This window comes from Janthinobacterium sp. GMG1, from assembly GCF_034427795.1.
GTDB lineage: Bacteria > Pseudomonadota > Gammaproteobacteria > Burkholderiales > Burkholderiaceae_D > Janthinobacterium.
In genome coordinates this window covers 147,278-159,618 of the sequence record NZ_JAXQNT010000006.1, presented here as the reverse complement: position 1 = coordinate 159,618, position 12,341 = coordinate 147,278, and the positions used below count along the sequence as shown (strand labels likewise).

Here is a 12,341-nt window from a genome sequence, read left to right as displayed (position 1 = left end):
GCTGTTAAATACGGGCAACAGCAGAGTCAAAAGAGACAGTCTTGCCATGCAGATAAAACACAACAGGACTCAGGCGAAATGGGGGGCGGAAGGGGGCCGGGCGACTTCGTTCTTGATAGTGATTTCTGCCAGCAGCTGGCGCAGCACGCGCGCGTCGCTGGCCAGCGCCACGTGGCCGATGCCGCCGAAGGCGAGATTGCGCGCACCGGGCAGTTGCGCGGACGACTGCGGCGCGACGATATTATCGTGATGCGAATACATCGACGTGATCAGGGCACGCGTCTCTGGCGTCTCGCTGGCGGCCAGCTGCGCCAGCCAGCCGCTCGGCGCGCCATCGACGCGGCTCATCTGGCGCGCATTGGCGCCCGCCGCCAGGTTGGCCAGCGCCGTGCCGTGGTGCGGCGTGCCGATGGTGACGATGCGGGCGACACGCTGCGCACCATGGCGGCGCAGCCAGGCGCGCGCCACCAGGCCGCCCATGCTGTGGGCGACAAGAATCACGCGGTCGCTGCCCGTGCGGGCGCACAGCGCCGCGATGGCTTGCTCGACCTGCGGCACGAAGTCCTCGATGTCGGCTCCGATCGGTTCCAGGTCGACGCCCTCGTGCGCGATGCCTGCCCGCGCCAGCTGCCGGCTCAGCTTTGTCCAGTAGCCGCGGTTGCACACATAGCCGTGGATCAGCAGCACGGGCAGACCCTGGCCAGTGATGATGTCGGCCGCATGCAGGCGCGGACGCAGCATGCCCCACGACGACGTCCACAGGGTGGCGCGCAACTCGCCCAGGAACAGGCGCGCGGCGCCCATGGCGCCCAACTGATGTTCCGCTGGCACGGGGCTGCCGGCGCGCCGGCTGTCCCAGAAATTGCGCGCCACGACCAGCGCGCGCACGGCCAGCAGCATGGCGCCCGCCAGCAGCATGGCCAGCACCGGCGAGGCGATGCCCCAGGCCTGCATGGCCAGGTACGCCACCCCCAGCACGGCCAGCACTTGCAGCAGCATCAGCCACTTGAGGATGCGCGCGATCATGCCGTCGTCGCAGCAGACATGGGAACGGGTGCCGGCTTGCCCGTCAACTCCCGCGCCAACCCGCTGGCCAGGCGCGCGGCCAGCGCATACAAGGTCAGTTGCGGATTGGCGCCTATCGAGGTGGGAAACAGCGAACCGTCGTGGACGGACAGGTTGCGCACGCCGTGGTAACGGCCATCCGCCCGCGTCACCCCCAGGCGCGCATCGTCGGACATGGGGCAGCCGCCCATCACATGGGCCGACACCACCCGCGCCAGCAAGGCCTTCATCGGCAAGGCGCCGATGGCTTGCTTCGCCTGCGCCCAGCTCGTGTAATGGCTGGCCATTTCATGCACGGGATACACGCTCTTGGCGCCGGCGGCGAACTGGATTTCCGCCATCGACAGCAGCGCGCGCCGCACGCCATCCCAGATGAAGGGCGTGAGCGGATAGTCGAGCACGGGCGCGCCGAAGCTGTCGATCGACACGCTGCCACCCACTGCTTCATGGTGAAAGCCGTCGCGCAGCAGGGCCAGCAAGGCGTGCGCATGGGGGAATTCGCGCATGGTGCGCGCATGTTCATCGCCGAAGCCGCCCATGGTGGTGGCCATCAGCAGCGGGTGCAAAGGCGGCGCTTCGAGCTTGTAGCCGATCGGGCCATCGATGGGCGCCGTGTGCAGGAAATGGTCGGAATAAATCGTCTGCGGCGCGCCCGCATAGGCGTCGACGCGCTGCTGGAAGAGTCCCGCCGAAATCACCGTCGGATGCAAAAAGGTGCGCCGCCCCAGCAAGCCGTGCGGGTCGGGCGCCTGCGAGCGCAGCAGCAGCGCGGGCGAGTTGATCGCGCCGCCGGCCAGCACAAAGTGTTTGGCGCGCAGCGTCAGGCGCACGCCCGTCGGTACCTGCCCGGCGGCGTCCAGCGCCGTCACCTGCAGGCTGTCGACGCGCTCGCCCTTGAAGGTAAAGCGCTCGGCGCGCGCATGCACGAGCAGGCCCGCGCCCAGCGCCAGCGCGGCGGGAATCGTCGTTACCAGCATCGACTGCTTGGCGTTGGTCGGGCAACCCATGCCGCAGTAGCCGAGATTCCAGCAACCGTTCACGTTGCGCCGGATGGCGGCCGTGGGGATGCCCAGCGCCTGCGCGCCACGGCGCAACAAGTCGTTGTTTTCATTCGGCGGCGCGGCCCAGTCGCTCACGTGCAGGCGCTTTTCCATCATAGCGAACCACGGCGCCATGGCATCCACAGAATAGCCGGACAAGCCGAAATGCTTGCGCCAGTATTCCAGCGTGCCGGGCGGCGTGCGGAAGCTCGACGTCCAGTTGACAGTGGTCGAACCGCCGACGGTGCGCCCCTGCAGGATATTGATGGCCTTGTCGCGCGTCTTGCGGGCAGCCGATTCCTGGTACAGCGCAGGATAGGCATCCGCTTCGCGCATCTTGAAATCTTTCGACGACTTCAAGCCGCCCTCCTCGACGATCAGCACCTTGAGGCCGGCCAGCGCGAGGATTTCCGCCGTCACGCCGCCGCCGGCGCCGCTGCCGATGACAACCACGTCGGCCTCCAGGGTGCGGTCGGTGTCCAGGGTGCTGGCGTCGGTGACGTTCCAGCCGGCGGCCACGCCGACGGCGATGGGGTCAGGAATGGGAGATGTGCTCATGAATGCCTTATGCGCTCAGTTCGGGCAGCGGTCCCGGATAGCCGATGGCGGCCCAGTGGGCGGCATCGGCATACCAGGCGCCGAGGATCAGGTCGTGCAGGGCCAGATAGGCCGTCTGCAGTGTGGCCAGGCGGTGCGTGCGCCATGACTGCAGAAAGGCGGCTACCTGGGCGGGCTCCGCTTCGCGCCAGCCATCTTTTACGCCGGCGACGAAGCGCCGCGCGGGCGCCAGCGCCAGCAAGCCAAACAAGTCCTGCACTTCCTGCTGCGCCGCCAGCGGCAAGCCACGGATGGCCATGTCCACGCCGGCGATGGCGCCATCGAGCGCAGTGGCCCGCGCGGGGGTTTCCTGCGGCAGCGCGCTGCCCAGCATGGCCGGCACGATGGCCGCCAGCGCCGCGCGTGCTGCGCCGTCGAGCACGAAGCGGCCCGGCGGCGCCGGCCCCCGCACCAGCCGGTATGCGGCGCCGCCGGCGGCCAGCGCACAGGCGCCGAGCAGGCCCAGTTTCAGAAACGATCTGCGTTGCATATCCCCTATCCCCTTGTTTTGTACGGCCTTTTGCAGGCCAGTGTACGCCAAAGGCAGTGGGCGTTTGAACGCAAAAACTAGAGCGGCGCGTCTAGTTTGCGCGACTGGAACCACAGCAGCAGCATGGCCAGCAACGCCGCCAGCGCGCCGCCGATGGCGATGCTGGACAAGCCAAAGGCGACGATCAGCACCCCACCCAGCGCGCCGCCAAAGGCCGTGCCCGCATTGAAGGCGGCGATATTCAGGCCCGCCGCCACGGCGTCGCTGCCCGGGCAATGCTGCTGCGCCAGGCGTAGCAGCCGCATGGTCGACAGGGTCACGAGGGCGAAGAACAGCAAGCCCAAAGTGCCGCACAGGACCAGCATGGCCAGGGGATGGGCGCGCAGCGCATAAAACCCCAGCAGATTGAGCGCCAGCGCGGCCAGGGCCAGCACGCTGGAGCGCAGCGCGTGGGGACGATCCGCGCACCAGCCGCCCAGCAGGTTGCCGCCGATGGCGCACGCGCCAAAGCACAGCATGGCGGCACTGAGCCAGCCCGCATCGAGTCCGCCCAGCTGCAGCAGGAAGGGCGACACATACGTGAAAAAGCTGAAGGTGGCCACGCTGACCAGCGCCGCCACGCCGGCCGCCAGCAGCAGGGGCGGTTGCAGGATGGCGCGCAGGCTGGCCAGCGCCGATACGGCAGCGGCCTGCTGGCGCGCGGCCGGCATGGCACAGTACAAACCGGCGCCGCCGCACAGGGCCAGCACGCCGATGGCCGCAAATACCCAGCGCCACGACGAGACGGCTCCCAGCCACGTCCCCAGCGGCACGCCGCCCGCCAGCGCCAGGGTCAGGCCCAGCCAGACGATGGACAACGCCCTTCCTGCCCGCGACGGATCGACCAGGCTGGTGGCCGCATGCGAGGCGACGGCCATGAACACGCCATGCGCGAGGCCCACGGCAAAGCGCACACCGAGCAGCGCGCCCAGCGCCGGCGCGGCCGCCGTGGCCACGCTGCCGGCCGCCAGCACGAGCATGGTGGCCACCAGTACCTGGCGCGTGGGCAGGCGCGCCAGCAGGGCCGTCAGGATGGGCGCGCCGATGGCCGCCCCCAGCGCATACGCGGCGATGGCGCCGCCGGCCGCCGACACGCTGGCGTGCAGGTCGCGCGCCATGGGAGACAGCAGGCCGGCGGCGATGAATTCGCACAAGCCGAAGGCAAAGCTGCACAGAGAGAGCAGATAAATGGAGAATGGCAGCGTGGCGGACGGCAGCACTGTGCGCGAGGACATGGTGGACATGGCAGTTCCTGACAATCAAAAACGCCATGCTGGCCCCTGGACCATCATCTGTAAAATATCTTATTTATCTTGAAACGAGACTTTGAAAGTCTCAATGGGCGGAAAAGAGCCGCAATTGCGCCAGCAGCCGCTCGCGCACGGGCGACGTGCGCTGCGGATCCCACGCCATGTACAGGTCGAGCTGGCGCAGCGCCTCGGGCGCATCGCTGTGCAGCGGCAGCATGACCATGCCCGCTGGCGCGCAGGCGGCCAGACTGGCCGGCAGCAGCGCGACGCCGAAGCCGGCCGCCACCAGTCCCAGCACCGTTTGCAAACGGCGCGCCTGCTGCGCCACGTGCGGCACGAAGCCCGCGTGCAGGCACAGGCTGGCCAGCTGGTCGTGGAAACCCTGGCCCAGTTCGCGCGGCGAAGCGACGAAATCGTCACCGGCCAGCTCCGCCAAGTCCACCCGCGTCAGCCCCGCGCAGCGGTGGTTCAAGGGCAGCGCCACGACGATGTCTTCGCCGGACAGGCGCTCGAAGCGCAAGCCCGGCGTGCTGCGGCCTGGCGCGCGCAGCAGGGCGATATCGACCTCGTTCTTTTCCAGCCACTCGACCTGCTGCTGCGTCGACGCTTCGCGCAAGGTGAATTGCACGGCGGGCGAGGCGGCGCGGAAGGCGCGCAAGGCATCGAGCACGTGGGCGTACGGCGTGATATGGATGAAACTCAGGCGCAAGTGCCCCTCGACGCCCTGCGCCACGCGGCGCGCAGCGGCCACGCCCTCTTCCAGGCTGGCCAGCACCTGGCGCGCCGTGGCAAGAAAAGTGCTGCCGGCGGGCGTCAAGGCGACCTTGCGGTTGGTGCGCTCGAATACAGGGTAGCCCAGCGCCTCTTCCAGCCGCAATATCGCCTGCGACAACGGCGGCTGCGCCATGTGCAGCCGTTCGGCCGCGCGGCGGAAATTGAGTTCCTCCGCGACGGCGATGAACTGGCGCAGCAGCCGGGTCTCTATCATGGGCCTTTTTTGGCTACCGCCAGGATATGGCGCGCAATGCCGCGCAGGATATTGACTTCTTCCGTCTCCAGCCCCGTGCGCGAAAACAGGCGTTTCAAACGGGGCATGAGCTTTTTCGGATTGTCGGCGTCGAGAAAATCGATGGCCACCAGCGCCTGTTCCAGGTGCGCATACATGCCGTCCACCTGCGCCAGACTGGCCGCGTCGCCATGGAAACCGACTGGGCTGGCGACTTGTCCATCGCCGAGGGCCGCCACGCGGCACTCATAGGCCACCACTTGCGCCGCCTGCGACAGGTTCAGCGAGGAATACTCGGGATTGGCGGGGATATTGATCAGCACATTGCACTGCTCGACGATCTCGTTGGGCAAGCCGAAGCGCTCGTTGCCGAAGATGACGGCCGCGTGCAGCTCTTCGCCGGCCGCCAGTTGCGCGGCAATGGCGCGCGGAGCCGTGACGGGCGGCGAGAATTCGCGCAATCTGGCCGACACGGCGGCCGCGTAATTGCAGCCTTCGAGCGCCTCGGCAATCGAACCGACGATGCGCGCGCCCGACAAAATATCCTGCGCGCCGCTGGCGAAGGCCACCGCTTCCGCATCCGTCAAGGCGTCGGGAAAGCGCGGGTTGACCAGCACCAGATCGGAAAAACCCATCGTTTTCATGGCGCGCGCGACGCCGCCAATGTTGCCAGGACGACTAGTTTCGACAAGAATAAATCGCAGGCGTTTGAAAAGAGACGTGTTGATTTCGGGCAGATTCATTTAAAATAGCGCTATTGCGCGGTATCGATACAGGAAATTTCGGGAAACGGAGTCACAAAACGCTGACTCCAGGCCGGGATTTTAACCACTTCGGCACCGCTCCGCTCTTTAATTCATTCTTGCACTCTATCGTACCGGCGCCGAAAGGCGACGCTGGGCGGTCGCGTGCTTTTAACGGAAGCTCACATGCACCCAATGCTCAACACGGCGATCAAAGCCGCCCGCCGCGGCGCCGCCGTCATCAATCGCGCCTCTTTTGACCTCGACCGCGTCGTCGTCACGGAAAAACAACATAACGATTTCGTCACCGACGTCGACCAGGCGGCCGAACAAGCCATCATCGAGGTGCTGTCCAAAGCCTACCCGGACCACGCGTTCCTGGCTGAGGAATCGGGAGCTTCCGCCAACTCGCACGACGAGAATGAATATCAGTGGATCATCGACCCGATCGATGGCACCACCAACTTTATCCACGGCTTCCCGCAATACTGCATCTCGATCGCCCTCGCGCATCGCGGCGTCGTCACGCAAGCCGTCATCTACGATCCGGTCCGCAACGACCTGTTCACGGCCACCAAGGGCGCCGGCGCCTACCTGAACGAAAAACGCATCCGCGTCACCAAGCTCGATCGCATCTCGAACGCCCTGCTGGGCACCGGCTACGTGGCCGGCAGCGCCCGCGCGCTGGACGAATACCTGAAGATGTACGCGATCATGGGCGAACGCAGCCAGGGCGTGCGCCGCGCCGGCTCGGCCGCGCTGGACCTGGCCTACGTCGCTTGCGGCCGCCTGGACGGCTTCTACGAAAAAGGCTTGAAGCCTTGGGATATCGCCGCCGGCGCCCTGATGATCACGGAATCGGGCGGCATCGTCGGTGAGTTCAGCGGCGAATCGGACTACCTGTACAAGGGCGACGTCATCGCCGCCAGCCCGAAGATCTTTGGCCAGATGATTACCCTCTTGACGCCATTCGCCTGATTGCCAGGCAAGGGCTGATGTAAAAAAGCTGCCGGAGTTTCCTCCGGCAGCTTTTTTTTTCGCCCGTACCGCCCGCGCTCAGTCCGTGACGCCGTACGACGCCGTCGTCAGGATGCCGTTAGGCGTGCGCACCGTCACCGTCAACAGGCCGTTGCGCACGCTGTTCGTCTGGCAGGTGGTGCCGTTCTGGGTCACGTCGCTGATCATCTGCACGGGATAGATCCAGCTGGCGGAACTGGCGCTGTCGATGCTGGGCACGACAAAGCTGTTGCCGCTGACGATGCTGCCATTGCTGGACGCGAAACTGATCGTCGTGCCGGCCGGCAGCGGATTGCCGGGCAAGTCGAACACCCGCTTGGTGACATCCTTGCCATTGACGACAAACACGGTGTCATTGTTGTCGCGGATGGCCAGCTGGAAAGTATGCACCGTGTTCTCGAACAGCGTGCCATCGACGCATTTGTCCAGGTCGATGCTGGCCGCGCCCAGGGGCGTGAAACGCGCCGTGCTGCCGGACAGCACCTGCACCAGCGCCTGGCGTATGTGCACGGTGTTGGCGACCGTCGTATTGACGCTGGAGGCCGCGCGCAGCACGCCGTTGTACTGCCCATCGCCGGCCTGGTCCCAGAGGCCGTTGCCATTCGAATCAATTTTCATTTCGCCAGTGGCACGCACGGCATTGCCCGTGCTGTAGGCATCGTCCTTCAAATTGGCATTGCTGCCAACGATGGCGCGGTCGTTGCGGAACGGCTCACCCAGGTCGACATACGTCTCGCCGCTCTCGAACAGGTTGTTGCCGTTCGCATCGGCAAAGCTTTCCTCGCCCAGCGCATAGGCGAGGATGGTCACGCGGCCGTCAGCGGGACGGGGATTGCCGGGGCAGAAACGCACGCTGCACGAACCCGGCACGCCTTTCTGCGTAATCACGGTACCGTCCGTCAAGGTCGTGTTGACCAGGCCCGTCAGGCAGGACGCATCGATGGTGCCGCCCTCGACCGAGAAGCTGACGGCCGTGCCATCGGGTACGGGATTGTGGAAATGGTCGCCCAGGCGCGCCGTGATGGTGGCGCCCGTCGGTGCGGTACAGCCGGCAAAGTCCTCCCCTTCCGTATTGAACATGGACGTGCTCAGGGTAAAGCTGTCCTGCTCGGGGATGCCGGTGGATACGACCAGCTGGTCCGACACCGTCGACAGGCCCGTGCCCTGCAGGCTGGCCGTGATGCGGATCGGCGTATTCACGGTGCCCGAAGCCACCGTGGTGCTGACGCTGCCGTCCGCGCCGGTGGTCGATTGCGCCGGGTTCAGGCTCAAGCCGCCCACCGTCGTGTTGAGCGCGAAATTGACCACATGGCCGCTGACGGGATTGCCGTTCCGGTCGAGCACCTTGAAGGTGACGATGGACGATTCTTGCCGCCCCGCCCCGCCCGTGCCCTTCAGGGCGATATTTTGCGGCAGGGCCGAGACAAAGCCGATCTGGCCTGCGCTGGCCGTCTGTACCGTCAGGGTGCCCGTCTGGCTCAGGGTGGTGGCATTGAAGACGGTGCTGGCCGTGATCACGTCGGGCGCGCCGCAGCCCTTGTCGATATAGGAAGTGCTGGCTACGCCATTCACTGTATTGACGGGGCTGCTGATGGCTGCCTTGCCGGCCGTCGCGCAAGGCGAGCTGAAGACGACCGACTGCACCGGCGCATATACGGCCGGGCCATTCATCACCGTCACGCTCAGGCCGGCCGTGCCGCCCGCCGACAGGCTTGCAGGAACGACACCCACGCCACCGAGAGTCAGGGTCGGGAAGACCACCGTGTAATTGATACTCGACGTCAACACGCTGCCATTTACCGTGGCGCTGCCCGTCAGCGCAAAAGCGCCGCTCTGGCTGCCCGCCGCGATCACGATCGTGGCCACGCCATTCGCGTCCGTCAGGGCGCTGGCCGCCCCCGGGGTGAAGATGGCGCTCTTGTCGCTGCTGTTCAAGGTCAGCAGGACGCCCGGCAACACGGCACCACTGCCATCCTTCACGACGGCTTGCACAGTGGCGCTGTTGCCGGGACCGACCGAGGTAGTCGCCTTGCCGGCGCCGTCTTTCAGGCTCAGCGCCAGGGTCGCAGGCACGGGCACGACAGGCGTCACGGGCAGCACCGGCGTGACGGGCGGCACCACGCAACCGGGCAGGTTCGGATTGCGGCCCGGGTCCAGGGTGCTGCAATCGCTGCCGCCGGAACCGCCACCACCACAGCCGGCCAGCAACGTCACTGCCGTGCCGGCAGCCAGACACAGCGCCCAGCGCGCCGGCAAACTGTTACTCATCAATCCTGACATGCACTTCTCCCTGTTATTTTGATGCTGATCATGTGTTGCTGCTATTGTGTTCAAGCCTGGTCGCGCCCCAGGATCAGGCGGATGCCGGCGCCGCGCCCCAGGCTGGCGACGGCCACCAGTGGCACGGCCTCCCCTCGCTGCGCCAGAATTTGCCGCAAGGCATCGGCCTGGCGAGCGTTGCCGGGCGCATACAGGATCTGGCTGCGTGCCTGGCGGAAACCGGGCAGATTCGCCAACCGGCTGACCGCCATGCCATGCTCCCGCACGCGCTGGCGCATGTGCGCCGCCATGCCGCGGATGCCATTGCCGTTGATGATTTCGATCTCGGCCGGCACCTCCGGCGCGGCGGCCACGACTGGGGCGGCTGGTACCAATGCAGCCTGCGCCGCTTGCACCAGCTGCAAGTTGTTGCGCGCCAGCGCCGTGCCGCCGGCGCGCGCCGCGGCCTGCCCGAGCATGGCGGACGCTTGCGCCAGCTCACCTTGCAGGTAATACACATAACCGAGGTTGTTCCTGGGCTGGGCAGCGTCCGGGTAGTCGCGCACCAGCGCCTGCAGCGCCGTGGCAGCCTGTTCCAGCCGGCCCTGGCGCGCGTCGAGCACGGCTTGCGCATTGCGCGCGCCCAGCTGCCGCGGGTCGAGGGCGAGCGAAGCGGCATACGCGCCGGCGGCCAGTTCCAGCTGACCCCGCGCCTGGTAAAACTTGCCCAGTTCCAAATACGTGGCGGCACTCTGGCCGGCGGAATGGCCGATGCGCTGCACGCCCTGTACCTGCCAGTGCGGCGCGGCGGGCGTGGCCGCACAGCCTTGCAGCAGGCATGCCAAGAGCCACCACACAGGTATCCAGTACCAGCGCAGCGTCATAGCCCGCCCATCGCCGGCAGCAGGGCGCGGCGGATCTGCAGCAGGGCCGGCCCCATGAGCACGACCAGCAAAGAGGGAAAAATGAAAAAAATCAGGGGAAACAGCAGCTTGAGCGCAATCTTGGCCGCCGTTTCCTCGGCGCGCTGGCGCCGCTTGGTGCGCAGCTCGTCCGACTGCACGCGCAGGGAAGCGGCGATGCTGGTGCCGAAACGCTCCGCCTGTATCAGCAAGGTGACCAGCGCATCGACATCTTCCACGCCCGTGCGCAGCGCCAGGTTGCGCAAGGCCTTGTCCTTGGCGCTGCCGGCACGCAATTCCAGTGTCACGAGTTGCAATTCCTCGGCCAGGATCAAGCTTTTCATGCCGATTTCCTGCGCCACGCGCGCCAGCGCCGCATCCATCGCCAGGCCCGCCTCGACGCAGACGGTCATCAAGTCCAGTGCGTCGGGAAAGGTTTCGAAGATCTCACGCTGGCGCTCCTTCAGGCAATGCTTGAGCCAGAAATCGGGCAGGTAATAACCGAGGGCCGCCGCCAGCACCAGCCACAGGAACAGGTTGTAGTCGCCGTGCCGCAGCAGCAGATAGGCCAGCAGGGGAAACAGCAATGCCAGCCCCGTCTTGGCCGCATAAAACAGCGCCGGTGCGGCGCTCTTGCGCCAGCCCGCATTGATGAAGCGGATGCGGATGGGCGACACTTCCCAGCCCTCTTCGGGCAAGGACAGCTTGGCCAGCGGACGGGTCAGGCTGACCAGGTGTGCCAGCCAGCGCTGGTTCATGCGGCGCGCCCTGCCCGTATCGATCTTCTGCACCTCGAGGGTATCGAGGCGCAGTTGCACCGCGTTGCCCGCAAACAAGCGCGCCAGCACCAGGACGATGCCGAACACGATCAGGAACAGCACCACCAACAGACCCATCTGCATGCCGCTCATCGTGCCACCCTCTGTCTGGTCAATTGCTTCATTTCATGGCCTCACACGCGAATCCGGACAATCTTGCGGATGACAACGATGCCAATCAGCAGCATGCCGAAGGCCATCGACACCATCTTGCGGCCGCCGCTATCGAGGTACAGCACGGAGAGGAACTCGGGGTTCGTCACCTGCATCATCAGGGCAGCGGCAAAGGGCAGCGAACCGAGCACCCAGGCCGACATGCGCCCTTCGGCCGACAGCACGCGCACCTGGCCCATCAATTTAAGACGGTCGCGGATGATGGCGCTGATGCTGCCAAGCAATTCCGTCAGATTGCCGCCCGTCTCGCGCTGGATCAGCACGGCGATGACGAAATAGCGCAAGTCCGTGCTCGGCACCCGCGCCGCCAGGCCCGACAGGGCGTCAGCCATCGACACGCCGAAATTGACTTCGTCAAACACGGCGCGGAATTCATCGGCCAGGGGACCCGTCATCTCGTCGCCGACCATTTTCAGGGCCGTGGGGAAAGCATGGCCGGCACGCATGGCGCGGCTCATCATGTCGAGCGCATCGGGCAATTGCAGTTCGATGCGCGCCTGCCGCCTGGCCTTGGTGCGCAGCACCAGCAGGAACGGCAGCGCCGCGCAGGCAAGGCTGAGCAGCAGGCGCAGATACCAGGGCAAGGGGCTGAGACTGCCCAACAGCAAACCCAGCAGCCAGGCCAGCAAGCTGTAGCCGAGCAGCTTGCCCACATCCCAGTCTTTGCCCGACTGCAACAGCAAACGGTCCAGCGCGGCCACGCCGGGCAGCCATTCCAGCACGCCCTGGATGCCCGCATGCGAGCTGAGCAGCCGATCCTTGGTGATCGACACGGTTTTCTGCGCGTCGTCGCTGGCCGTATTCATCGCGCGCAAGCGGCGCGCCACGCGCCCGGCGCCGGCGCCGCGCGACTGCCAGTTGAAATACACGGCGCCCACCAGCAGCATGACCGCCAGGAAGATCAGCAAATACACCAGATACGAGAGATAGCCCATGCCGCG

Annotated in this window: 11 protein-coding genes; 1 reads left to right on the top strand and 10 read right to left on the bottom strand. The window is 66.2% G+C overall.

Going from position 1 to position 12,341, the window contains the following annotated elements; all coding sequences use genetic code 11:
* Positions 1-69: 69 nt before the first annotated feature.
* From SJI03_RS17375 to SJI03_RS17350, 6 genes are all read right to left on the bottom strand, one after another.
* The gene (locus SJI03_RS17375) at positions 70-1,026 is read right to left on the bottom strand and encodes an esterase/lipase family protein (RefSeq protein ID WP_099380576.1); all 957 of its coding nucleotides are present in this window, start codon (positions 1,024-1,026) and stop codon (positions 70-72) included.
* Positions 1,023-2,663 (bottom strand): GMC family oxidoreductase, encoded by a 1,641-nt coding sequence (locus tag SJI03_RS17370; RefSeq protein WP_322428028.1) that lies wholly within the window; start codon positions 2,661-2,663, stop codon positions 1,023-1,025. Before SJI03_RS17370 ends, SJI03_RS17375 begins: the two co-directional genes overlap by 4 nt.
* 7 nt (positions 2,664-2,670) lie before the next feature.
* Positions 2,671-3,192 carry a hypothetical protein gene (locus SJI03_RS17365; RefSeq protein WP_322428027.1) on the bottom strand — a complete coding sequence of 174 codons (522 nt, stop codon included), beginning with the start codon at positions 3,190-3,192 and terminating at the stop codon, positions 2,671-2,673.
* 77 nt (positions 3,193-3,269) lie between these two features.
* Positions 3,270-4,475 (bottom strand): MFS transporter, encoded by a 1,206-nt coding sequence (locus SJI03_RS17360; protein WP_322428026.1) that lies wholly within the window; start codon positions 4,473-4,475, stop codon positions 3,270-3,272.
* A gap of 91 nt (positions 4,476-4,566) precedes the next feature.
* Complete coding sequence (locus SJI03_RS17355) at positions 4,567-5,469, bottom strand: LysR substrate-binding domain-containing protein (RefSeq protein ID WP_322428025.1); 903 nt, start codon at positions 5,467-5,469, stop codon at positions 4,567-4,569.
* Entirely contained in the window at positions 5,466-6,230 is a 765-nt protein-coding gene (locus SJI03_RS17350) for an RNA methyltransferase (protein WP_322428024.1), read from the bottom strand. Before SJI03_RS17350 ends, SJI03_RS17355 begins: the two co-directional genes overlap by 4 nt.
* 195 nt (positions 6,231-6,425) lie before the next feature.
* On the opposite strand from SJI03_RS17350, the gene SJI03_RS17345 reads away from it, so the two are divergent.
* Positions 6,426-7,208 (top strand): inositol monophosphatase family protein, encoded by a 783-nt coding sequence (locus tag SJI03_RS17345; RefSeq protein WP_035826389.1) that lies wholly within the window; start codon positions 6,426-6,428, stop codon positions 7,206-7,208.
* 78 nt (positions 7,209-7,286) lie between these two features.
* Here SJI03_RS17345 and SJI03_RS17340 read toward each other — a convergent pair whose 3' ends face one another.
* The 4 genes from SJI03_RS17340 to SJI03_RS17325 form a co-directional block, all read right to left on the bottom strand.
* On the bottom strand, positions 7,287-9,515 hold the full coding sequence (locus SJI03_RS17340) for an Ig-like domain-containing protein (protein WP_322428023.1): 2,229 nt from the start codon (positions 9,513-9,515) through the stop codon (positions 7,287-7,289).
* Between the two features lie 62 nt (positions 9,516-9,577).
* Positions 9,578-10,363: a DUF6584 family protein gene (locus SJI03_RS17335; RefSeq protein WP_322428022.1), complete on the bottom strand. Its 786-nt coding sequence runs from the start codon at positions 10,361-10,363 to the stop codon at positions 9,578-9,580.
* Between the two features lie 23 nt (positions 10,364-10,386).
* On the bottom strand, positions 10,387-11,319 hold the full coding sequence (locus SJI03_RS17330) for a type II secretion system F family protein (protein ID WP_099380406.1): 933 nt from the start codon (positions 11,317-11,319) through the stop codon (positions 10,387-10,389).
* Positions 11,320-11,360: 41 nt separating this feature from the next.
* Positions 11,361-12,335 (bottom strand): type II secretion system F family protein, encoded by a 975-nt coding sequence (locus SJI03_RS17325; protein ID WP_322428021.1) that lies wholly within the window; start codon positions 12,333-12,335, stop codon positions 11,361-11,363.
* Positions 12,336-12,341: the final 6 nt, after the last annotated feature.

What these genes read in the sequence shown, in the direction of transcription:
- SJI03_RS17325 (WP_322428021.1), bottom strand. Translation starts at nt 12,335, where the DNA reads ATGGGCTATCTCTCGTATCTGGTGTATTTGCTGATCTTCCTGGCGGTC.
- SJI03_RS17330 (WP_099380406.1), bottom strand. Translation starts at nt 11,319, where the DNA reads ATGAGCGGCATGCAGATGGGTCTGTTGGTGGTGCTGTTCCTGATCGTG.
- SJI03_RS17340 (WP_322428023.1), bottom strand. Translation starts at nt 9,515, where the DNA reads ATGAGTAACAGTTTGCCGGCGCGCTGGGCGCTGTGTCTGGCTGCCGGC.
- SJI03_RS17375 (WP_099380576.1), bottom strand. Translation starts at nt 1,026, where the DNA reads ATGATCGCGCGCATCCTCAAGTGGCTGATGCTGCTGCAAGTGCTGGCC.
- SJI03_RS17365 (WP_322428027.1), bottom strand. Translation starts at nt 3,192, where the DNA reads ATGCAACGCAGATCGTTTCTGAAACTGGGCCTGCTCGGCGCCTGTGCG.
- SJI03_RS17345 (WP_035826389.1), top strand. Translation starts at nt 6,426, where the DNA reads ATGCTCAACACGGCGATCAAAGCCGCCCGCCGCGGCGCCGCCGTCATC.
- SJI03_RS17360 (WP_322428026.1), bottom strand. Translation starts at nt 4,475, where the DNA reads ATGTCCACCATGTCCTCGCGCACAGTGCTGCCGTCCGCCACGCTGCCA.
- SJI03_RS17350 (WP_322428024.1), bottom strand. Translation starts at nt 6,230, where the DNA reads ATGAATCTGCCCGAAATCAACACGTCTCTTTTCAAACGCCTGCGATTT.
- SJI03_RS17370 (WP_322428028.1), bottom strand. Translation starts at nt 2,663, where the DNA reads ATGAGCACATCTCCCATTCCTGACCCCATCGCCGTCGGCGTGGCCGCC.
- SJI03_RS17355 (WP_322428025.1), bottom strand. Translation starts at nt 5,469, where the DNA reads ATGATAGAGACCCGGCTGCTGCGCCAGTTCATCGCCGTCGCGGAGGAA.